Below are 21719 nucleotides of genomic sequence, written 5' to 3'. Positions count from 1 at the left end.
CATGCCGACGAAGCGCAAGCCCTCCCCGCCGCGCGGCACCGCCCGCGAACGCCTCATCGCCGCGGCCGACGAGCTGTTCCGCAGGGACGGCATCACCGCGACACCGGTCGACCGCGCGGTCGGCAAGGCGGGCGTGGCCACGATGACGCTCTACCACCACTTCTCCGGCAAGGACGGCCTCGTGGTCGCCTACCTCGAACACCGGCACGAGCGCTGGAGCCGGAACTGGGCCGACCGCACCGACGCCGCCGAGTCCACAATGGACAAAGCACTGTCGGTCTTCGACGCGCTCCAGGCGTGGGCGGACTCCGGCGAGGTCGAGCGCGGCTGTGCCTTCGTCGACGCGGCGGCCGAGCTGACCGACCGCGAGCACCCCGCGTGGGCGGTGATCAACCGGCACAAGGCGGAACTGCTCGCGCGGCTGACCGAGCTGACGGGGTCGGCGGAGGCGGGCGAACGCGTGCTGCTGCTCTACGAGGGCGCGCTCATCGGACTGCTCATCGGTCACCTCGACAACCCCGTCGGCCAGGCGCGGGCGGCCGCGCGGATCGTGCTGGAAAGGGCTTAGCACCAATGGAATCCCTCTCGGCGGAGCACGAGCTGGCCGCGACGCCAGCCGGCGCGGCGATCGACGACCAGCTGGCCGCCGAGCTGGGGCTGCGCCCCGGGACGCGGCTGAGCCAGCTGACCTCGCTGTGGGCCGCCGGGCCCGCACCGGGACCGCTCGGCGGCGGCGTGCTGCCCGAACTCGACCTGTACGAGGGCTTCAGCGACGCCTCTCTTGTTCCGGCGTGGGTGGCTCTGCTGGGCAGCGACATCGAGCGGATTCGGGAAGAAGCGACCTGGAAGCTCCGGCGCGCACCCGTCGAAGGGGTGCCGGGGAAGGGCCGCAACTCCCTCGCCGAGCTGCTGCGGGCCGTACGGCGCTCGCGCATGCCGGTGAAGGCGCGCAACGCCGCGCTCTTCGCCTTGTCCGAGCTCGGGTGGTACGAGATCGAACCAGCCGACCGCGCGCTGCTGCGGCGGCTGATCCGGATCGAGCTGGCGCAGCCTGACGTCCCCGCGCCAGTGAAGTTCCACGACATCACGTGGTTCGCGGTGTCCACGAGCGACCAGGCCGCCGTTCTGGACGCGTTCGGGCTGTGCGACCCGCTACCGGTGACCTTGCGCATGGGCCTCGGTCTCTTGAACACGGGCTGGGACTGGCACCACGACCAGGTCTTCGTGAGCCCTGTGCTGAACGGGTGGACGCTCGCGCTCTCCCGTGAATTCCACGTCGAGGACGCCGGTCACCTGTGCGAAGAACTCAGCCGCCGATTCGGCGCCGCTCACCACTACACGGAGCTGACAGACACCGGAAGCGGCGAGTACACGCAGTGGCGAGTCGCCGAATCCGGCGTCACGGTGCGGACGTGCGGGCACGCCCACGAAGTTCCGCGCATCGGACCGCTGGACCCGGTGACCGGCACAGCGCCGACCGCTGACGAGCTTCGCGTGTGGATCGACCAGCGCGGACACCACCCCAACCCACCGGAACCGCCCTTCCCCGGCTGGGAGTTCGCGGCGAGGACCGTCGCCGGACGCTTGTCGGTGTGCCCTCGGACGCTCGGTCCGCACACCCGCGTCGAAGGGACCGGAGTCATCGCGGCGCCGAAGCAGACGAGCTTCCGCCGTGCGGGCGCCTTCCCGCTCGGTGGCAGCACCTGGTCCTGCGAGGGCTGACGGTGCTTCAGGACCTGCGGGATTCGTCCTCTGGTTGAACGTAGGCGATGTGCAAGTGCGCCCGCCTACCGTCATCGGGCATTCGCTTTCCCAACCGCACCAGGAGGGTTCGAATGCACCGCACCACCATCGGCGTGTTCGCCGCGATCCTGCTCTCGACCGGCCTTCCCGCGCTCGCCAGCGCGGGACCAGCCCCGGACGAGGCGTCCACGGCCGCGAGGCCCGCTTTCCAGCTCCCGTTCGACTGCAACTCCAAGTGGCGCCTGGACACCTGGGCCCACGCTCCCGCGCTGGACATGGTGAAGGAGCCCAACCAGGTCGGCACCGAGGGCGCCCCGTACCGGGCGTCGGCCGACGGCGTCGTGCGCCAGTCCTTCTACCACTCCAACGCGGGCAACATGATCCAGGTCAACCACGGTGGCGGCTGGTTCACCACCGGCATCCACCTCCAGTCGCGCGCGGTCGCGGTCGGAGCGCGGGTCACGCGCGGCCAGATCATCGGCCGTGTCGGCAAGACCGGGCCGACCTCGAACGGTCACCCGCACCTGCACTACGAGCAGGCTTTCGACCGCAACGGCGACGGTGTCGCCACGTGGGGCGCGGCGGGCACCGAGCGCGTGCGCCCGTTCTTCAACGGTGTCGAGTACGGCCAGGCGAACGGCCGCACCTGGCGCAACGTCGTGAGCCGCAACTGCTAGAGGCCCTGAGTCGGACCGCGTCGAAGTCGGCATCCCCTGCACGCCTTCTCCGCGGTCCGGCGCTCTCCCCCCGGGTGAACAGACGTCCTTGCGCGGCAAGGGTGAGCACTCGAACTCTTCTGTCCACAGTGGACATCAGGGAACCCGTGCCGACCAGGCACCCAACAGGACCGCAGTCCACTTAATCGGCTCCGATGAACCTCGCCCCCGGTTCACCTGAGCGTGAAACGGCGCGGTTGAGCCAATCCCGCCGCCACATCCTCTTCGGCGGAAGATTTTCCCTTGCCCGTCAGACATATTGGCGTTTGCCCTAACCGGACGGCCCGCCGCGCCCGGACCGGAACGTCCCTTTAGTCGATCTTCACCCGAAAACGCACGCATGATCCAAAAGGCGCATGTGGTTGCGACGAACGGTCGAGCATTCGCCTACACTGCGCACGTGAGTCATATGCCCGTGATCGCGGCGCTGCGTCAGGTCGTCGACGACATGGTCCGCGGCCTGCGCGCCCTCTCCGGCCACCAGCTGCCGATCGCCGCGATCTCCGAGCTCGTCATCCAGTTCGAGGCCGAACTCGCCGTGATCGAGCCCTCCCTGACCGCGCTCGCCGTCCGCGAGCCGCACGGTGCCGTCACCGACACGATCGCCCTGCTGGCCAAGGCCCGCGCCGCGCTCTCGGCGGAGACCTTCGACCCGGCGGCGATGCAGCCCGCCCTGCTGCGGCTGCGCACCGCCGCGCGCAGGCTGGAGGAAGAGGACGCCGCACCGATCCCGGTCGGCGCCCACCGGGCTTCCTGAACCGGGGCCCTCCCGAGAACTACCGCAGGTACGGCGCGATCAACAGCATCGCCTGCTTGTCCGAGGGCGCCGAATCGGTCTCCACGCACTCCTGGAGCCCGGCGCGCACCGCGTCCGCGTCGATGCCCGACCCGATCAGCACGAGGTGGGTGTGGTGCGCCTGCCCCTCCTCCCAGCGCGAGCGCTCGAACCGCAGGAACCCGCCGACGGTGTGCAGCACGTGCTTCTGGCGGTGCCCGGGGAGTCCGAAGTGGACGAACCCCTTCACCCGGTACAACCCGGCCGGCCTGGAGTCCAGGAAGGCCATGAGCCGCCTGGGGTTCAGCGGCAGCGCCGAACTGAACTCCACGCTCTGGTAGGCCGCGTGCACGTGGCCCGAGTGGTCCCCCGCGTCCTCGTGCGCCAGGTCGTCGAAGGACAGCTGCCGCACGAGCACATCGCGCTTCGGGCGCTGTTCGAACAGCAGTGAGGGGTCGACGCGGCCGTGCGAGGTCGGCAGCACCGGCTTGCCCTCGCTCAGCTCGCTCACCTTGGCGCGCAACGATTCCTGCCGCTCCGCGTCGATGCGGTCGATCTTGTTGAGCACCACCAGGTCGGCGTACCTGAGGTGCTTGTCCAGCTCGGGGTGGCGCTGCCTGCTGGACTCGAACTCGGCGCCGTCGACCACCTCGACCAGCCCGCCGTAGCAGAGTCTCGGGTTGTCGCTGGCCAGCACCATGCGGATCATGTCGCGCGGTTCGGCGAGCCCGCTGGCCTCGATGACGATCACGTCGATGCCCGCGCCGGGCCGGGCCAGGCGCTCCAGCAGCGCGTCCATCCCGGAAGCGTCCACCAGGCAGCACAGGCAGCCGTTGCCCAGCGAGATCATCGAGTCGACCTGCCCGGCCACCTGCATCGCGTCGATGTTGATGCTGCCGAAGTCGTTGACCACCACGCCGATCCGGGTGCCACCGCTGGCCGAGAGCAGGTGGTTGAGCAGCGTGGTCTTGCCCGAGCCCAGGAACCCGGCGACGATCACGACCGGGATCTGCTTGCGCCCCAACGCTTCTCTCCTCGACTGACGGTGACTAGCTGATGTTCAGGAACCTGGTCAGGATAAGCCGCAGCATCTCGACCTCCTCGGCCACCACCAGGTCCCGGTCCGCGCTCACCCTGGCGAAGGCGGCGTCCACCAGCGCGGCGATCCACCCGGCCGCGCGCTCGGGGTCCAGCCCGGCGTCGACCCGGCGCAGCGCGATCGCCCGCAGCAGCAGCCCCTTCAGCCCTTCGCGCAGCTGGATCTCGTTGCGCACCAGCACTTCCACCAGCTCTGGGTCACGCCCGGCCTGCGCGGTGACCGCGGCGACCAACCCGGGCGCGCTCGGATCGGACAGCGGCGCCACCAGTCCGTCCACCACTGCCAGCAGCCCGGCGACGGGGTCCTCGACGCGGTTCGCGCGCTCCAGCAGCTCGGCGCGCTCCCGCCCGTCCAGCTCGAAGAGCGCGACGAAGATCGCGCGCTTGCTCGGGAAGTAGTGGAACAGGCTGCCCGAGCTGATCCCCGCCCGCCCGCAGATCTCCGCGGTGGTGGCGCGCTCGAAACCCTTGCGGGCGAAGCACTCCGCGGCGGCTTCGAGGATCAGCAGGCGTTTCGCCTCGTGCCTGGCCGGGTCGACCGTGCGGGCCATCAGCCGGGTCCGGTCATCCGCCAGTACTGGCGTTTGCCGTCGTCGCGCACCACCACGCCCAGCCTGCCCAGCTCGGTGCGCAGCAGCCGCACGTCCTCGCCCTCCCCGCCGCTGATGGCCCGTTTCCTGGCCTTCAGCAAGGCGTCCGCGCCCGTGGGCAGGCCCGGGGTGTCCTCGACCCACAGCCGGTACTCCTGCGCGTGCGGGTCGCCCTCGGCCAGCCAGCGGTAGCCGCTCGCGGTGAACGCCTCGCGCAGCTCCGCGACGGGCAGGTCGGTCTTCTCCGCAGCCAGCTCCGCCCCGTGCGCACTGAGCAGCACAAGTCGTTTGCTGTCAAGGAAAACCGCGTCGACCTCGGCGCCGTCGACCTCCGTGGTGTCGTCGCCGCGCTGGAACACCACGCGCTCGGTGGACACCGACACCCGCATCATGTCCAGCGCTCCCAGGAAGGCCAGCCCGAGCCCGAGTGCCACGCCGATGCCGAGCACGACCCACCAGGGCGCCTGCTCCACGAGTTTGAACGGCCCCTGCATGGGCGCCCATTCCAGGCTCACCACCCACCCGGCGACCGACTTCACCAGCCAGCCGAGCACCGCGCCGAGCGCGGGCGCCCCGAACCACAGGAGGTTCCGCTCCCACTGCTTGTGAGCGACGACGCGCTCCCCCGAACCGGTCACGTCGCGAATACTAGAGCAGCCGCTCGGTTTATGGCTCACGACCCCGTCCCGAGCCTTGTCGACCACCAGGTCAACCGGAGGGATCACCAAGCGACGCAAGGAGGTTGTTCTTCGAAATGCTTGATTTCACCCCGCACTGAAGAAATCACGCGCGCAGAATGCGAGGTCCAGGAGCGTGCAAGTTGCAGTGCCCGAACGGGCTAACCAGACCCGCCTTCAGGGCGAACGGCGGGGTTGGCAAGATACGGCTCTCGACAACGGGCATGGTGACGACGGAAGGACCCGGGTGAACTCCGACACCGCACAGGTCGACGATCTCCAACTCATCGCGCTGCCCAGCGCCGTGAACTGCACGGACCTCTTCGTCCGGTTCACGTTGAGCGAGTGGTCGCTGCGCCCGATGGTGGAGGAGACCAGCCGCGCCGCGTGCCAGCTCGTCGCCGAGAAGGTCGACGACGCCGACCCCAAGGCCCCCGGCCTGGTCACCGTGCGGCTGCTGGTCAGCGGGGACCGCCTGGTGGTCGAGGTCGACGACGGCACGCTCGTCGCGCACGCGCTGCCGCTGCCCGCCGGACTGACCGGCTCCTCCGTGCCACTGCCGCGCCGCGAGCGCAGGCGTTCCCGCGCCGCCGAGCGCATCGCCGCCGAGCAGCCCGACAGCGATGCCGAGATCGGTCACGAGGTCATGCAGCGCATCCTCTACGGCCTCAACAACCGCGAACAGCGCGACTAGCACCCATCACCGGGATCGCCCGCGCCCACTCATCGCGCCCGGCAGTTGCCCAGAGAACTCCCGTTTCGTACCGATAGCGGGAAATGGAGCGCTCCCAACGCCCGCTGCCGGTACGAAACGGGAGTCGGTGTGGCCGGCGGACGGTGAGCGGGTGTGGGGTGGGTCGTGCGCGGAGGCCGCGTCGGCCTTGCGAAGGTCGAGACGGCCAGCGGGCCGACTACTGCTTGGCGTCACCGCTGAGCATGGCCATTTCCTGCTCGAAGTCGAACCACCGCGACTCCTTGCCCGGCTCGACCAGCTCGTAGGTCTCGTTGAGGAAGTCCACCAGGTCCTCGGGGTCGGCGCCGAAGCGGGCCTGGCCGGCGGGCGTGGTGAACTCCAGGACGACCACGTCGAGCTCGTCCATGACGGGCCAGATCCGCACATCGCCCTCGCCGGCCTCGGCGAGCAGGCCGTCGGCGAGCAGGTCGCGGGCGAGAATCCACTGCACGCTCTGGTCGCCGTAGGGGTTGAACAGCACCTGGATCGCGTACGGGTCGCGGGTGGAGTAGCTGAACTCCACCTCGACGGCGACCGGCGTCGAAGTCAGCAGGTCGAACATCGCGGCGGAGCGGATCTCGGTGTGCTCGGTGTTCATGGCCCTCGTCCTTCCCTCGCCCTTGCTGGCGGCACGGAGGTGACGACTGGGTTCCCGGACTCTGACGCGGTTCGACCCACGTCACACCCGATCGTGGCAGCGGGCCCGAGAAAATGGGGCTGGACCTCACCGGTGCGGGTGACAGACTGCGCCGGTGTTGTTGACGATCTCCTCCACCGCCGAGCACGCGAGCGACCTGGGCTTCCTGCTGCACAAACACCCTGAGAAGGCCCAGTCGTTCGCCGTGTCCGGCGGCTCCGCCCACGTCTTCTACCCGGAGGCCACGGACCGGCGCTGCACCGCCGCACTCCTGCTGGAGGTGGACCCGGTCGCGCTCGTGCGCGGCCGTCGCCCCAGTGAAGGTTTCTCGTTGACGCAGTACGTCAACGACAGGCCGTACGCGGCGTCCTCGATGCTGGCCGTGGCCATGGGCAAGGTCTTCCGCACGGCCATGTCCGGCCAGTGCAAGGCCCGGCCGGAGCTGCCAGGGCAAGCACTTCCGCTGGAGATCAGGATTCCCGTGCTGCCCTGCAACGGCGGAGCGGACGTGGCGCGGCGCGTGTTCGAGCCGATGGGCTGGACCGTGGACGCGCGGGCGGTGCCGTTGGACCCGGAGGTCCCGGCGTGGGGCGACTCCCGCTACGTCGACCTGACGCTGACGGCGGAGATCCGGCTCGCGGAGGCGCTGAACCACCTCTACGTGCTGCTTCCCGTGCTGGACAACACCAAGCACTACTGGGTCAGCACCGACGAGGTGGACAAGCTGATCCGCGCGGGCGAGGGCTGGCTGGCCGCGCACCCGGAGCGCGAGCTGATCACGCGGCGCTACCTCAAGCACCGCAGGGAGTTGGTGGTCACCGCGACCGGCAGGCTCGCCGAGGTCGACGACGCCGAGCCGGAGGCACTGGACAACGCGGTCTCCGCGGCCGAGCTGCCCGAGCGCAAGGTCACGCTCGCGCAGCAGCGGCGCGGCGCCGTGCTCGCGGCGTTGCGGGCCGCCGGTGCCTCGCGCGTGGTGGACCTCGGCTGCGGTGAGGGCGCGCTGTTGCGGGACCTGCTGGCGGACGCGTCCTTCGGCGAGGTGCTGGGTGTGGACGTCTCGCACCGCGCGTTGCAGACCGCCGCGCGCAGGCTCCGCACGGAGCGCATGCCGGACCGCCAGCGCGAGCGCCTGACGCTCGCGCAGTCCTCGCTGACCTATCGCGACGAGCGGCTGCGCGGCTACGACGCCGTTGTGCTGATGGAGGTGGTCGAGCACGTCGACCCACCTCGGCTGGGCGCGCTCGCCGCGACGGTGTTCGGGCACGCGCGCCCGAGCACGGTGATCGTGACGACGCCGAACGTCGAGTACAACGTGCTGTACGAGGACCTTCCGGCAGGCACGATGCGCCACCGCGACCACCGTTTCGAATGGACTCGCGAGGAGTTCCGCGCGTGGGCCTCCGGCGTGGCGACCGCGCACGGCTACGGCGTCCGGTACCTGCCCGTCGGGCCCGAGGACCCTTCGCTCGGGTCGCCGACGCAGATGGCCGTGTTTTCCCTTGTGGGGGTGGACAAATGAGCACACTGGACGTTCCTGAGCTGTGTTTGGTGGTGCTCGTCGGCGCCTCCGGGTCCGGCAAGTCGACCTTCGCGCGCGAGCACTTCGGCCGTTTCGAGGTGGTCTCCAGCGACTTCTGCCGGGGTCTGGTCGCCGACGACGAGAACGACCAGGCCGCGAGCGCCGACGCCTTCGACGTGCTGAACTTCATCGTCGGCAAGCGCCTGACCGCCGGGCGGCTGACCGTGATCGACGCGACGAACGTGCAGCCAGAGTCGCGCAAGAAGCTCGTCGAGCTGGCTCGCGCGCACGACGTGCTCCCGGTGGCGATCGTGCTCGACCTGCCGGAGAAGGTGTGCCACGACCGCAACGCCTCGCGGCCGGACCGCGACTTCGGCGAGCACGTCGTGCGGCGCCAGCGCGCGCAGTTGCGGCGGTCGCTGCGCTTCCTGCAGAAGGAGGGCTTCCGCAAGGTCCACGTGCTGCGCAGCGAGGAGGAGGTCGCGGGGGCCGAGATCGTCCGCGAGCGCCTGCTCAACGACTTCAAGCACGAGACCGGCCCGTTCGACGTGATCGGCGACATCCACGGCTGCCGCGCGGAGCTGGAAACCCTGTTGGTGTCGTTGGGTTACACGATCACGCGGGACTCGGCGGGCCGGGCCGTCGACGCCGCGCACCCGTCGCGGCGCGCGGTGTTCGTCGGCGACCTGGTCGACCGCGGCCCCGACTCGCCGGGCGTGCTGCGCCTGGTGATGGGCATGGTCGGCGCCGGGCACGCGTTCGCCGTGCCGGGCAACCACGAGAACAAGCTCGTGCGCGCCTTGCAGGGCCGCAACGTCCAGGTGACGCACGGGCTCGCGGAGACCTTGGAGCAGTTGGCCGGGGAGAGCGAGGAGTTCCGCAAGGAGGTCCAGGAGTTCTGCTACGGCTTGGTCTCGCACCTGGTGCTGGACGGCGGCAAGCTCGTCGTCGCGCACGCCGGGTTGAAGGAGTCCTACCACGGCAGGGCATCCGGTCGCGTGCGAAGTTTCGCGCTGTACGGGGACTCCACCGGCGAGACCGACGAGTTCGGCCTGCCCGTGCGGTACCCGTGGGCGGTGGACTACCGGGGCAAGGCGATGGTCCTTTATGGACACGTGCCGACACCGGAGGTCGAGTGGATCAACAACACGATGTGCCTCGACACGGGGTGCGTGTTCGGCGGCAAGCTCACCGCGCTGCGCTACCCGGAGAAGGAGGTCGTCTCCGTCCCGGCCGAAAAGGTCTGGTACGAGCCGACGAAGCCCTTCCCCGCGTCCACGGGGTCAATGCTCGATCCCGCAAGCGGATCTTCGGTGGACGTTGCTCCGGCGCGCCGTGATCCCGATGCGCTCGACGTCACCGACGTGCTCGGCAAGCGCGTGGTGGAGACCGCGCACCACGGCCGGATCAGCGTCAGCGAGGAGAGCGCGGCCGGAGCCCTTGAGGTGATGAGCCGCTTCGCCATGGAGCCCCGGTGGCTGCTCTACCTGCCGCCGACCATGGCACCGAGTGCCACCACCGCGCTGCCCGGCTTGCTGGAGCACCCGACCGAGGCCTTCGACGGCTACCGGGCCGACGGCATCGCGCAGGTCATCTGCGAGGAGAAGCACATGGGCTCGCGCGCGGTCGCCGTCGTGTGCCGCGACGAAACCGTTGCGGTGTCTCGGTTCGGGGCGAGCAACGGAGCCACGGGCGCGATCTACACGCGCACCGGGCGCCCGTTCTTCGACGGCGACCTGACCGAGCGGTTGCTGGCGCGGTTGCGCTCGGCCGTGACGACAGCGGGCTTGTGGGAGGAGCTGGAGACCGGCTGGCTGATGCTGGACTGCGAGCTGCTCCCCTGGTCCGCCAAGGCAGAGGACCTGCTGCGCAACCAGTACGCCGCTGTCGGAGCCGCTGCCCGCACCGCGCTTCCCGTCGCAGTGTCCACTTTGGAGAGTGCGGTGGCGCGCGGGGTCGACGTGGCTTCACTGCTGGCTCGGACCACCTCGCGAGCGTCGAACGCCATCGCCTTCACCGAGTCGTACCGGCGCTACTGCTGGCCGACCTCGGGGCTCGACGGCATCTCGCTCGCGCCGTTCCAGGTGCTCGCGACCGAAGGGGCGACCTACCACGGCCGCGACCACTCGTGGCACCTGGCGGTCGCCGATCGCTTGGTGGAGGCCGATCCCGAGCTGGTGCGCCGCACCGGCCGCCTGCTCGTCGACACCACCGACCCGGAGTCGACCGCGGCCGGGATCGCGTGGTGGGAGTCCCTGACCGCCGAGGGCGGTGAGGGCATGGTCGTGAAGCCGCACGCCAACCTGACCCGTGCCCAGCGCGGCCTCGCGCAGCCGGGTGTGAAGGTGCGGGGCCGCGAATACCTCCGGATCATCTACGGCCCGGACTACACCGAGGAGGTCAATCTCTCGCGCCTGCGCGAAAGACGCTTGGGGCACAAGCGATCCATGGCGCTGCGCGAGTACGCGCTCGGCTTGGAATCCCTCGACCGAGCCGTGCGCGGAGAGCCGCTGTGGCGCGTGCACGAACCCGTGTTCGCCACGCTGGCCCTGGAGTCCGAGCCCGTGGACCCACGCCTGTAGGTGACATCCGGTGAAGGGCCCCGCCGAAGTTCGGTGGGGCCCTTCACCATTTCCGGCAACTGCCTGTCTCGCGACGGAAAGGAAGTTGACGGCTTCGTTCGCTGACTTACCGTCGGCGCGGGGGGTGTGTTCGGATGTCGTCGTGTCGAGCCTTGGCAGCCAGGCTGCGCGGGATCGCAGCTCTGCTGCCGGTCAGCCGCTTGCAGCGCGCCGCAGCAGCAGCCTCGGCCGCCTCCAGACACCTTCTCCTCGCTCACCAGGGCAGCCGCGACGCGGCACTGGCCGCGAGTGCGTCGACCCTTCACGAAGCCGCGTCGACCGCGACCGCCTCGGCGATAAGGCTTCGGAAGGCGGCAGCCTGGATCGAGTCGTACTGCGCCGACGTCCTCGGCGTCGCGGCGCCCACTGCCGTGCCGTTCGTTCACCCCGCTGAGTCCTCGTCCCGCACCAAGCCGTCCGGTCCGCGGAACCCGACCGCGAAGCCGGGCGGTTTTCCGGCACGGATCTCGCCCCACGACGACGCGATCACCGTGCGCTCGCTGGCCAGGGAGAACGAGTCCGCGACCATCCTGGCTCGGCACGGCTACCAGGTCGAGCAGCGACCTCAGGTGCCAGGACCCAAGAGGCCGGACTACCGCGTCGAGGGCAGGATCTTTGACAACTACGCGCCCACGACCGCAAAGGCGCGCAACATCGCCAAGGAGATGGCGACCAAGGTGAAGAAGGGCCAAGCCGCGAGAATCGTGCTCAATCTCCACGACAGCACGGTGGACCTGGCGACGATGAAGACCCAGCTGACCGAGTGGCCGATCCCAGGGCTGCACGAGGTCGTCGTGATCGACAAGAACGACTCCGTGATTGACTTCTTTCCATAACCGGCCGAGCGAGGAATGAATGGCCATCGACTACAGCCTTGAGATCGCGACCCCGCTGCCACCCGCCGAGGTCGCGCACGCGCTCAAGAAGGCTGCCCAGCGGAACCGACTGCTCGGCGCCGCCGTCGCACCGCCCGATCTCCTCGGCGATGGCGTGCTGACCGGGCACGGGACCTGGGTGCACGTGTCGGCGAACGAACCGGAACCGTGGGACCCGGTGCTGGTCGACCTCGGACTGGCGTCGACAACCACGGTGACCTTCCGCATGGGGAAGTCCGATCCGGTTCACCTGCAGCAGGACGACGTGATCGCACTGACGGTGGCCCTTCTGGAACGAGTCCCCGGCGACGCGGTGCTGCACTTCCAACTAGAGGTCATCTGGTTGCTGCGTCGCGGCGGCAGGCTGACGATCACCGAGCAGGACGACTGGTGGCCACCCCACCGACTCACCCTGCTCGACATCCCCTACCGCCGCGAAACGCACACCTTCGCGGACTGAGACCCCGGAGGCTGCTCAGCCGCGCAGTTCGGCCAGCAGCGCCTCGATCTGCTCGCGTTGACCGGCGGCCTCCTCGGGCACGTCGGCGAGGGCTGCGGTCAGGACGGTGATCGCCTCCTCGCGGCGCTCCAGGTTGGCGAGCAGCCTGCCGCGCATCACCTCGGCGATGGTGGTCTCGGCGGTCGCTTCGAGCGTCCGGAAGCCCTTGATGGCGACCAGGGTCCGGTTGAGCGCGACACCGAACTCGCCGACGTTGGCGAAGATCCGCGCACCGTCATAGTTGAGCAGGGTGCGCTGCCACAGCGCTTGCGGGTCGCTCTCCGGGAGCGAGGCAGCGAGACCGTCCGCAGTGGACAGTTCGGCCATGCTGCGCTCCATGTTCTGCGCCCAGTGCCAGGAAAGCGCGGCCTCCCTGCGGTTGGCCACCTCCTCCAGCTGCATGTCCCCCGCGGCGTCGCAGGCGTCGGCGGCGGCCGCGTAGTGGGCCCCGGCCTCGCCGTCGCGGTCGAGCCGGTCGAGGATGACGCCGCCGTTGGTGAACATCTGCGCGGCGCCGACCATGTTGCCGGTGGACACGAAGTGCGCGGCGACCTGGTCGAGCAGGTCGACGGCCTGCCCGGGCTGGCCCAGGTTCTCGTAGGCCTTGGCGAGCAGGAAGCGCGCGCGGAAGATCTCGTCGACGTCGCCGGAGCGCTCCAGCACCGGCAGCGCCTCCTCGGCCGCGTCGGCGGCGTCGGAGAACTGCTCGTTGTTCAGCGCGGCGGCGGCGAGGTCGACGCGCACGTTCGCGGCGTGCACGGGCTCCCCGGCGTTGCTGAACACGGCCACGGCGTCGGTCAGGTGCTCGACCGCGCCGTCGAAGCGGTTCTGGTCCAGCGCGACGCGGCCCCGCGTGTGCAGCACCGCCGCGCGCAGCAGCGGAGACGTGCTGTGCGCGGCCTCGGCCAGCAGCGCGTCGGCGGCGTCGAACTCGCCGGAGCCCGCGCGCAGGTTGGCGGCCATGAACTGCGCCTGCCGAATGCGGTCGGTCCCGGGAACGGTTCTGTACAAGGAGATCGCGCGCTCGGCAGCGGCGAGACCGTCGGGCATCGCACCGCGCTGCACGAGCAGCGGCGCCATGGCGAGGACGACGTCGGCCAACAGCTCGAGGTCACCAACGGAATCGGCGAGCTTTTCCGCGCGCACCAACAGATCCCACGCCTCGTCGAGCTCCTGGCGCAGCTGGTGGCAGGTCGCCAACCGGGACAGCGCGCGGACGAGCTGGCCGCTCTCTTCCTTGTCCGCCAAGCCGTCCACGGCCTCGGCGGCCATCGGCAGGCCCTCGTCGTCGCGGCCGAGCAGGCAGCGGATCATGCCGATGCGGCTGCGCACCGACAGGGCGAGCGCTTCCTCCCCCGCCTCGGTGAACAGCTCCAGCGCGCGCAGCCAGTGCCGCTCGGCCTCCTCCGGCTCCTCCCGCGCGGCGTGCGCGCCGAGGCCGGTGACGCGACGCGCGAGCAGCACCGTCGTGGGCTCCGGGCACAACGCGTCGAAGCGCTCCCAGGCGAGCAGCGAGGCTTCGTCGTTGTCCCGCAAGAACTCCAGCTCCGCCAGGTCCGCGAGCGCCGTCGGGTCCACAATGGACTCCAGCTCGCTCGTCCGCAGCGGCTCGGGCTCGGTCTCCTCCAGCAGCTCGGCGCGGCGCGCCACCCCGGACAGCGGCAGGTACTCCACGACCGGCGCGCCACCGATGAGCAGTTCCAGGCGCTCGCTCTGCTCGCTGGTGCCGTTGCGCGCGTCGAAGCGCGCGGCGATCGCCCGTGCGCGCTCCGCCAGCTCGGGCAGCAGGTCGCGGACCTCGACCTCGCCGCCCTCGCGCTGCACGGTGATGTCGTCGTAACCCGCTTCGACGAGCTGGGCGAGCAGGTTCGCCGCCGAGCCGCAGAACCACATCTCCGACGACGGCGTCGGCGGCTCCTCCAGCCAGCCGATGTGCCGCTCCAGCAGTTCGAGGCCGCGGGAGTGGTTGCCGGTCGCCGCGCAGAAGCGGATGTGCGTGCCGATCGCGTACAGCTCGCCGCGGTCGTGCTGGAGCGCGCGGTAGGCCCTGCGGTGCGCGTCGACCGCCTCCTCCAGCCGCCCGGTGCGCAGGTACGGCAGCAGCAGGTTGGTCAGGATGCCCTGCGGCTGCTCGGAGCAGTCGGTGTCGCTGACCAGCGCGGGCTGGGCGACCGCGACGGCCTCCTCGTCCATGCCGAGCCGGACCAGGTGGGAGACCTTGGAACTGGGCTCGCAGCGCACGCAGTCGGCCATCCCGTCACGCGGGGCGGCGCTCCACAACCGGTACTGCTCGCGCGAGGCGTCGAGGTCGCCGACGTGGCGCGCCAACCACTCGCGGCGCTGGTGCACCGGGTTGAGCCCGTGCCCGGCGATCTTGTAGCGGCGTTCCATGTCGTCGAGCACCGCCCGCGCGCGCTCGAGCGGGACCTCGGGGAACTTCGTCATCGATCCCGCGATCCACTTGAAGTACCAGAACAACTGGTGGTCGAAGCGCGGGTCCGCCTCGCCGCGGTCGTAGGCGTTGAGGCACCAGGAGAACGTGACGAAGGCCTTGGACGGCTCCGCGCCGAACTGGTAGCACCGCGTCGCCAGGATGCGGCCCGCGTACTGGAGGTCCTTCCACATGTTGGCGTCGGCGTGCCGGACGATCTCCTCGGCCGCGGCCGTCGCCGAGGGGCCGAAGGGCAGCCGCCACGCGGCCACCATCATCTCGTCGAGCTGCTGGTGCGTCATGCTCACGGCTGGTCCTCCAGGGGAACGGCCTGGTCGAGCAGGCCGAGGAAAGAGCGGTTCAGCAGGGCGGCGTCGGCGGGGCGGATCGGGTGGTACCCGAGCAGCAACGCCTGGCCGTACAGGGATTCCACGGCGAGCGCGACCCGCTCCGGCTCGCGCAGCGCGCACACGCGGCGCACCAGGGCGTTGCGGTGGTTGAGCACCAGCTGCGGGCGGTCGTCCGCGGGCTTGTCGAAGGCCGAGAGCACTCCGGCCCACAGCTCGTCGACCCGGTCCTTCGTGGACCTCAGTTCCGCTTGGAACGCGGCGGCGCGGTCAACCAGGTACAGCACCGGCAGCGACGCGGGCTCGAAGGAGCGCAGCACGACCTCGCACCCGAGCTGGTCCATGGCGCGCTGCGCGGCGGTGAGGAACGGCCGCAGCTCCAGCTCGGTCGCGGGCGGCACCGAGTCGAAGCGGGTCATCAAGTCCGTGGGCTCCAGGCGCCGCACCGACTGCTCCGGGTCCAGCAGCGGCAGCCTGGCGATGATCTCGGAATCGTAGGTGTAGCCGCCGTTGACCACGGCCAGGCCCTGCGCGGCGGCGACCGCGGCCATCTGCCGGAAGTCGTCGGTGGTGAGGGTGTAGCGCACGTCCCCGTGCCGGGCGCGGAAGTCCGCGAGCGTCATCCTGCCGACGTTGGTCTCCATCGGCATCCACTGCTCGACCAGGCGCAGCATCTCGTCGTCGTGCAGCGCGAGCGCCTTCACGCCGAGGTGGTGGATCTCCAGGAACCGGCCCAGCCGCGCGGGATCGGTGCGCGCCAGGCCGACCAGCCAGCCGCGCAGGTGCTCGCCGAGCGCTTCCCGCGTGGAGTCCAGCAGCCCGTCGGCGTACAGCGCTTCCCGGCTCGCCGTCGGCCGCAGCTCGCCCGCGTCGACCACGCAGCGCGCGAAGAACGCCCACCCCGGCAGGAGGCTGTCGGAGCTCTCCGTGAGCAGCATCCGCTTGAGGTACACGCGATGACCCGCGTGCTCGGCGGGGTTGGCCGGGAACGGCAGCACGTAGGCCACGCCGGTCAGCCCGGCCTCCGGCACGTTCAGGTCGATCACGTCGAAGGGCGTGAAGCCGAGCACGTCCTGCGCGTAGCCGACCAGGTCCGCCGTGCGCTGCCCCGGCGCTCGATCGTCCTTGCGCCAAGGGGTTCCCGTGCCGCTCACCGCCTTGCCCTGGACGGTGACCGTGAACGGCAGCATCGACCCGAAGAGCGCGCACAGCTCGGTGACCGTGTCCTCGGCGAACCACTGCTCGCAGCCCTGGCGCGCCGTCAGCTCCACCGTCGTCCCCGGCGCCTCGCGCTCGGCCGGGCCGATCCGGTAGGTGCCGTCCGCGCGCCCGATCCACTCCACCGCCGGGCCGCCCTCGACCGAGCGGGTGATCACGCGCACCTCGTCGGCCACCAGGAACGCCGACAGCAGGCCGATGCCGAACTGGCCGAGGAACTCGTGCCTGGCGAAGCCCAGCTCGTCGCGCTTGGAGCTGCGGCCGATCGTCGCCAGCAGCTCGTGCACCTGCTCCTCGGTCAGGCCGACCCCGGTGTCGGTGATCGTCAGCGTGCGGTCCCGGACCACGACCGCGATCCCCTCGGGCGCCTCCCCGTCCCCCGCGCGCCTGGCGGTGACCGCGTCGACCGCGTTCTGCATCAGTTCCCGCAGGTAGACGCGAGGGCTGGAGTACAGATGGTGGCTGAGCAGGTCAACGACGCCGCGCAGGTCGACTTGAAAGGTGCGGTTCACAGTCGCCTACCCTAGGCGGTGCACCCCAGCTCAGGTGCCCGTTTTCAGCTTCTCCAACACCCACGCCGCGACCCGGTCCGACGCCTTGCACGGCTGCTCGTAGTCCGGATGGCGCGGGCTGGACGCCGCCTGCACCTGATACGCCAGCAACGGCGCGATGCCCACGGTGGTGAAGCACATACCAACCGGAGTCGTCCGCCCAACCGGCTTGACGTTGTCGCCGTTGACCGCCGGATACCCGCCGATCGTGATTTCCGCGAAGTACCCCGACTCGCGGCTCTTGTAGATAGGGCCCAAGCCAGCGCCGTTGGCCAGCAGCGTCACGGCGATGCTGGTGTCCGTCGACTTGTCGGCTTCCCATCTGCACGCGGGGCCGAGAGGATACGTCGTCGGCCTGCCTGGATTCGCGATGATGCCGATGGAAGCCAGCTGTTCACGCGTGAGGACGTCGCACGATCTAGCCAAGAAACTCTCGTAGGACAACGCGGGTTGGGTAAGCGGCGGCGGAACCGTGCTGTCAGGACTACGCACGATCTCAGTCGGCTGCCCCACTATGGCCTGGCCACACCCCGCCACGACCAACACCACCGCACAGCACAACAAGCGTCGCCACACGTCGCTCAGCCGCTCGCCCTCAGCTTCTCCAACACCCACGTCGCGACCCGGTCGGATACCTTGCACGGCTGCTCGTAGTCCGGATTCGGCTTGTGCGTGACAGCCTGCACCTTGAAGGCGAGCAACGGAGCGATACCCACCGTGGTGAAGCACATCCCGACCGGTGTTGCCCGTCCGACCGGTTTGACGTTGTCGGTGTTGATCGCCGGATATCCACCGATCGTGGTCTCCGCGAAGTAGCCCCAGCCCCGGTTCCGGTAGGCGGGCCCCAGCCCCGCGCCCTTGTCCAGCAGTGACACAACGATGCCGGTGTCCATCGACTTGTCGGCCTGCCACACGCAGTCAGGGCCAAGGGGAGAGGTCTCGATCTTCCCCTGATCGATGACGATGCCGATCGTCGACAACTGCTCGCGGGAAAGGAGGTCGCAGGGCTTGGCGAGGTACTTCTCAAAGGACAACGCGGGCTGGGTGTACGGCGGGGGGACCGTGCTGTCAGGACCGCGCACGATCTCGGTCGGCTGCCCAGTGGTCACCTCAGCGCACCCAGCCAGCAGCAGCACGCAACACAACGCCCAGCGTCGCATCACATCCCCCTGCCGAACGTGCGCCGGTTCCGCTCCTCAGCATCCTGGTAGATCTTCAGAGAGGCTTCCAGCTTCGCGATCATCTCGTCCAACTGCGTGATCGCCGCCTTGTTCGCCCAAGCGTAGCCACCGGGTTCCTCTCCCAGCCTTCGCATGATCACTTCGACTGCGGCGGTGCTGTAGGGATCTTCAGGCATAGGCACATCCCTAATGCCTTCGTGGAGTCGACTGATGCTCGCGAGCTTCGCGCGGGCTTCCTTCAGCGCGCGGATGAGCCGGGGGGCGCCGTCGGGGTCGACGGTGTAACCGCCGCTCGGACTCGCCCCACCGATGCTGACCTGCGGAATCTCCGCTGCTTCATACGCGGAGCCGCCCTGCTCCGAACTCGTTCCCGACACCCTCCGCCTCCCCGCGGTGCGCACCTCGTGCACCACTCAAGCAGAGAGGCGGCACCCTGACCCGGCCGCGAGCGCGGAACGCGGCCGGGTCAGGGCCCCTGGCCGGGCCGGTCGGTCGGCGAGATCCCGCTGCGTCGTCGGAGCGGTCGGGTGATCTCCCTCGCCGGTGCCGAACGGCCCACGAACAGTGCTCGATCGCACCGGCCGCTCGTGTCGGCCAGTACCGGAAAACCCGTGTGCGGAACGGTTTCCGCTGGCGAAGATGACCACGCTACCGGCGAGCGGCACGGGCGGGACAGCAGCGAACGGGGGAACGTTCGCGGACGGGATTGGCCCCCTCGCAGCAACATCACCGGTGCCCGCTGAGCGGGCGCGGCGGGGCGAGGGGCAGACTGCTGGCGATGCTCAGCACAGCCGACGGACTCGTCCTCTCCCCGACCGACCTGGTCGACCTGATGGAGTGCGACCACCGGAGCCTGCTCACCCACGCGCTCGCGGTCGGCGTTCAGGGGGCGCCGAGGCCGGAGTCGAGCGGGGCGCAGCTGGTGGCCAAGCACGGGCTCGCGCACGAACAGGCGGTGCTGCAACGCTTCCGCGCGCGCCACGGGGCCGGGGTCGTGGAGATCGAGCAGCCCGCGCCGGCGCCGGGGGCGCTGCTCAAGGCTGCGGAGCAGACGCGAGACGCGCTCAAGGCCGGAGCGCTCGTGGTCTACCAGCCGGTGTTCTACGACGAGGGCTTCTACGGCCGCGCGGACTTCCTGGTACTGACCAGCACGGGAGAGTACGAGCCCTACGACGCGAAGCTCGCCAGGCACGCCCGCCCGGCGGCGGTGCTGCAGCTGACGGCCTACGCGGACGCGCTCGCGCGGGCGGGGCACCCGGCGGGGCCGGACATGCACCTGATGCTGGGCGACGGCACGCAGCACACGCTGCGGGTGGCAGACTTCCTGCCGTTGCTGACACATCTGCGGTCACGGCTGCGCGAGCGCCTGGCCGCGCCGGTGGAGCTGCCGGAGCGGTTGTGGGCGGACGAACGCCCGGCGTGCGCCTCGTGCCGTTTCGCCAAGCACTGCGAGAGCGGGCGCACCGGGGCCCGCGACCTGTCGCTGGTCGCGGGGATGCGCACGGATCAGCGCCGCAAGCTCGTCACGGCGGGGATCGAGACGATCGACGCGCTGGCCACCGCGACGCCGGAGGACCGACCGTCCACATTGTCCATTGGGACCTTCACCGGGCTCCGCGCGCAGGCGACGTTGCAGATCCGGCAGGACGCGACGCGCACCGAGGACGACCCGGTGGGCGAGGTGAGCTACGAGATCGTCTCCCCGGAGGCGTTGGCGGAGCTGCCCGCGCCGAGCCCCGGCGACATCTTCTTCGACATGGAGGGCGATCCGTACGCGCTCGGCGGGACGGGCCTGGAGTACCTGTTCGGCGCGGTCACCGGGCAAGGCACTGAAACCTTCACGCCGTTCTGGGCGCACACGCGAGCGCAGGAGAAGAAGGCGTTCGAGGACTTCGTCGACTTCGCCCGCAAGAGCCTGGCCGAGCACCCGGGCGCGCACGTCTACCACTACGCGCCGTACGAGACCTCGGCCCTGAAACGCTTGGCAGCACTGCATTCCACGCGCGAGGACGAGGTGGACGAGCTGCTGCGCGCGGGTGCGCTCGTCGACCTGTACGCGGTGGTGCGCAAAGCGTTGCGGGTCTCGCAGCGGTCGTACTCGATCAAGTACCTGGAGCCGCTGTACATGCCGTCCTCGCGCGCGGGCGACGTGCAGACGGCGGCGTCGAGCATCGAGGCCTACGAGGACTACCTGTCGCTGCTGGAGCACGAGCCCGAACGCGCGGCGAGCGTGCTCGCGGCGATCAGCGACTACAACGAGTACGACTGCGTGTCCACGCACCGGTTGTACGAGTTCCTGTTGCGGGTGCGGGACGAGGCGGGGATCGAGCCAGCGACGCCCCTCGAACTGTCCTCTTTGGACGCTGCGATCGAGTCGGCCAACGACGAGCAGGCCGCGGCGCGGCGAGCTGAGCGCGCGGCACGGCTGGCGGCCATCGTCGAGCCCTTGCTGGCCGATCTCCCGGACAACCCCGCGCACGCCAGCGACGACGAGCGCTCGCGGGGGCTGCTCGCCGCCGCCGTCGGCTACCACCGCAGGGAGACCAACCCGGCGTGGTGGGACTTCTTCCGCCAGGTCACCTCCCCCCTGCCGGACCTGGAGTCCGACAGCAAGTGCGCGGTGCCGGTCTCGGTGTCGGTCGAGAACTGGACGATGCCGGCCGGCCGCGTCAGGACGGCCAAGCGCGTGGTGCGCGCCTCGTGCGACCCCGAGCGCCCGCACCCGTTCTCCGTCGGTGACAAGGTCCGCCTGCTCTACCAGGGCTGGACGCGCGACGCGGAGGTGCGGGAAGCGGGAACGGACGCGATCGTGCTCCAGGAGAGCGCGCGCCCGGACGAGCTGGACCAGCGCGCGGTGCCGGTCGCGGTGCTCCCGGGCAGCCCGGTTCGCCCGAGCCCCAAGGACGAGGCAGTCGCTGAGCTGGCCGAACAGGTGGTGGAGCTGCTGCCGCTGCTGCCCGCGCACCCGGGAGTGGACCTGCTCGGCCGGACGCCGAGGCTGCGCGGAGGACGCCCGCTGCCCCCGCCAGGGCCGGACCTGGTCGACACGGTGATCACCGCGGTCGACCAGCTGGAGAACTCGGTGCTCGCGGTGCAGGGTCCGCCCGGCGCGGGCAAGACCTATCTGGCCGGACGGCTCATCGCGCACCTGGTCAGCAACGGCAAGAAGGTCGCGGTCACCTCCACCAGCCACAAGGCGGTGGAGAACGTGCTCAGCGCGGTGCGGCGCACGGGCGCGGCGGTCCCCTCGGCCAAGCGCCCCAAGAAGACGGCCGATCCGGCGAACCCTTGGGAGCAGCCGAAGAGCAACACGGCGCTGGCGAGCTGGCGGGCCGAGCACCCGAACGGCCACCTGGTCGGCGGGACCGCGTGGACGTTCGCGAACGCGGCGCTGCGCGCGGACCCCTTCGACGTGCTGATCATCGACGAGGCCGGGCAGTTCGCGCTGGCCGACGCGCTCGCGGTGTCCACGTGCGCCCGAAACCTGGTGCTGCTCGGCGACCCG

General features: G+C 70.3%; 19 protein-coding genes. 10 read left to right on the top strand and 9 right to left on the bottom strand.

What is annotated here, in order from left to right:
* Nucleotide 1: 1 nt before the first annotated feature.
* The 4 genes from CCN37_RS28150 to CCN37_RS28135 all read left to right on the top strand — a co-directional run bounded on the left by CCN37_RS28150 (nucleotide 2) and on the right by CCN37_RS28135 (nucleotide 3216).
* Nucleotides 2–568 (top strand): TetR/AcrR family transcriptional regulator, encoded by a 567-nt coding sequence (locus CCN37_RS28150; RefSeq protein WP_086826528.1) that lies wholly within the window; start codon nucleotides 2–4, stop codon nucleotides 566–568.
* Between the two features lie 5 nt (nucleotides 569–573).
* Complete coding sequence (locus CCN37_RS28145) at nucleotides 574–1722, top strand: hypothetical protein (RefSeq protein WP_086826526.1); 1149 nt, start codon at nucleotides 574–576, stop codon at nucleotides 1720–1722.
* 113 nt (nucleotides 1723–1835) lie between these two features.
* The gene (locus CCN37_RS28140; RefSeq protein ID WP_168200896.1) at nucleotides 1836–2420 is read left to right on the top strand and encodes a M23 family metallopeptidase; all 585 of its coding nucleotides are present in this window, start codon (nucleotides 1836–1838) and stop codon (nucleotides 2418–2420) included.
* A 439-nt stretch (nucleotides 2421–2859) separates the two neighbouring features.
* The gene (locus tag CCN37_RS28135; RefSeq protein WP_143261848.1) at nucleotides 2860–3216 is read left to right on the top strand and encodes a hypothetical protein; all 357 of its coding nucleotides are present in this window, start codon (nucleotides 2860–2862) and stop codon (nucleotides 3214–3216) included.
* 19 nt (nucleotides 3217–3235) lie between these two features.
* Here the strand turns inward: CCN37_RS28135 and CCN37_RS28130 are convergent, their stop codons facing one another.
* The 3 genes from CCN37_RS28130 to CCN37_RS28120 are packed head-to-tail and all read right to left on the bottom strand — an operon-like array spanning nucleotide 3236 to nucleotide 5560.
* Nucleotides 3236–4258 (bottom strand): GTP-binding protein, encoded by a 1023-nt coding sequence (locus tag CCN37_RS28130; RefSeq protein WP_086826520.1) that lies wholly within the window; start codon nucleotides 4256–4258, stop codon nucleotides 3236–3238.
* 25 nt (nucleotides 4259–4283) lie between these two features.
* Nucleotides 4284–4883, bottom strand: coding sequence for a TetR/AcrR family transcriptional regulator (locus CCN37_RS28125; protein WP_086826518.1), 600 nt, complete (start codon nucleotides 4881–4883; stop codon nucleotides 4284–4286).
* Nucleotides 4883–5560, bottom strand: coding sequence for a hypothetical protein (locus CCN37_RS28120; RefSeq protein ID WP_086826516.1), 678 nt, complete (start codon nucleotides 5558–5560; stop codon nucleotides 4883–4885). Before CCN37_RS28120 ends, CCN37_RS28125 begins: the two co-directional genes overlap by 1 nt.
* Before the next feature lie 286 nt (nucleotides 5561–5846).
* On the opposite strand from CCN37_RS28120, the gene CCN37_RS28115 reads away from it, so the two are divergent.
* The gene (locus CCN37_RS28115; RefSeq protein WP_086826514.1) at nucleotides 5847–6293 is read left to right on the top strand and encodes a hypothetical protein; all 447 of its coding nucleotides are present in this window, start codon (nucleotides 5847–5849) and stop codon (nucleotides 6291–6293) included.
* A 217-nt stretch (nucleotides 6294–6510) separates the two neighbouring features.
* On the opposite strand, the gene CCN37_RS28110 is transcribed toward CCN37_RS28115, so the two are convergent.
* Complete coding sequence (locus tag CCN37_RS28110) at nucleotides 6511–6930, bottom strand: SsgA family sporulation/cell division regulator (RefSeq protein ID WP_086826512.1); 420 nt, start codon at nucleotides 6928–6930, stop codon at nucleotides 6511–6513.
* A gap of 154 nt (nucleotides 6931–7084) precedes the next feature.
* Here CCN37_RS28110 and CCN37_RS28105 point away from each other — a divergent pair, with 154 nt between their 5' ends.
* The 4 genes from CCN37_RS28105 to CCN37_RS28090 all read left to right on the top strand — a co-directional run bounded on the left by CCN37_RS28105 (nucleotide 7085) and on the right by CCN37_RS28090 (nucleotide 12447).
* The gene (locus tag CCN37_RS28105; RefSeq protein ID WP_086826509.1) at nucleotides 7085–8491 is read left to right on the top strand and encodes a 3' terminal RNA ribose 2'-O-methyltransferase Hen1; all 1407 of its coding nucleotides are present in this window, start codon (nucleotides 7085–7087) and stop codon (nucleotides 8489–8491) included.
* Entirely contained in the window at nucleotides 8488–11073 is a 2586-nt protein-coding gene (locus tag CCN37_RS28100) for a polynucleotide kinase-phosphatase (protein WP_086826507.1), read from the top strand. Before CCN37_RS28105 ends, CCN37_RS28100 begins: the two co-directional genes overlap by 4 nt.
* Before the next feature lie 152 nt (nucleotides 11074–11225).
* Nucleotides 11226–11948, top strand: a complete 723-nt coding sequence (locus CCN37_RS39245) for a hypothetical protein (RefSeq protein ID WP_143261847.1) — start codon at nucleotides 11226–11228, stop codon at nucleotides 11946–11948.
* 19 nt (nucleotides 11949–11967) lie between these two features.
* A complete protein-coding gene (locus tag CCN37_RS28090; protein WP_086826504.1) occupies nucleotides 11968–12447 on the top strand; it encodes a SitI3 family protein in 480 nt (159 codons plus the stop codon).
* Nucleotides 12448–12462: 15 nt separating this feature from the next.
* On the opposite strand, the gene CCN37_RS28085 is transcribed toward CCN37_RS28090, so the two are convergent.
* Genes CCN37_RS28085 through CCN37_RS28065 form a run of 5 tightly spaced genes read right to left on the bottom strand, consistent with a single transcriptional unit; the run spans nucleotide 12463 to nucleotide 18624 of the window.
* Complete coding sequence (locus CCN37_RS28085; RefSeq protein WP_143261846.1) at nucleotides 12463–15225, bottom strand: hypothetical protein; 2763 nt, start codon at nucleotides 15223–15225, stop codon at nucleotides 12463–12465.
* Entirely contained in the window at nucleotides 15222–16994 is a 1773-nt protein-coding gene (locus tag CCN37_RS28080; RefSeq protein WP_086826499.1) for an HSP90 family protein, read from the bottom strand. Before CCN37_RS28080 ends, CCN37_RS28085 begins: the two co-directional genes overlap by 4 nt.
* Nucleotides 16995–17024: 30 nt before the next feature.
* A complete protein-coding gene (locus tag CCN37_RS28075; RefSeq protein ID WP_256388085.1) occupies nucleotides 17025–17570 on the bottom strand; it encodes a DUF3558 domain-containing protein in 546 nt (181 codons plus the stop codon).
* Nucleotides 17571–17614: 44 nt separating this feature from the next.
* Nucleotides 17615–18193: a DUF3558 domain-containing protein gene (locus CCN37_RS28070; protein WP_086826497.1), complete on the bottom strand. Its 579-nt coding sequence runs from the start codon at nucleotides 18191–18193 to the stop codon at nucleotides 17615–17617.
* On the bottom strand, nucleotides 18193–18624 hold the full coding sequence (locus tag CCN37_RS28065) for a hypothetical protein (protein ID WP_086826495.1): 432 nt from the start codon (nucleotides 18622–18624) through the stop codon (nucleotides 18193–18195). The genes CCN37_RS28070 and CCN37_RS28065 overlap by 1 nt, the downstream gene beginning before the upstream one ends.
* 368 nt (nucleotides 18625–18992) lie before the next feature.
* Between CCN37_RS28065 and CCN37_RS28060 the strand changes: the two genes are divergently transcribed.
* A partial coding sequence (locus CCN37_RS28060) for a TM0106 family RecB-like putative nuclease (protein ID WP_246843358.1) occupies nucleotides 18993–21719 on the top strand: 2727 nt, incomplete at its 3' end.

Origin of the sequence: Allokutzneria sp. NRRL B-24872 (genome assembly GCF_002155965.1) — a bacterium.
Taxonomy (GTDB): domain Bacteria; phylum Actinomycetota; class Actinomycetes; order Mycobacteriales; family Pseudonocardiaceae; genus Allokutzneria.
This window is presented reverse-complemented; position numbering and strand designations above follow the sequence as displayed.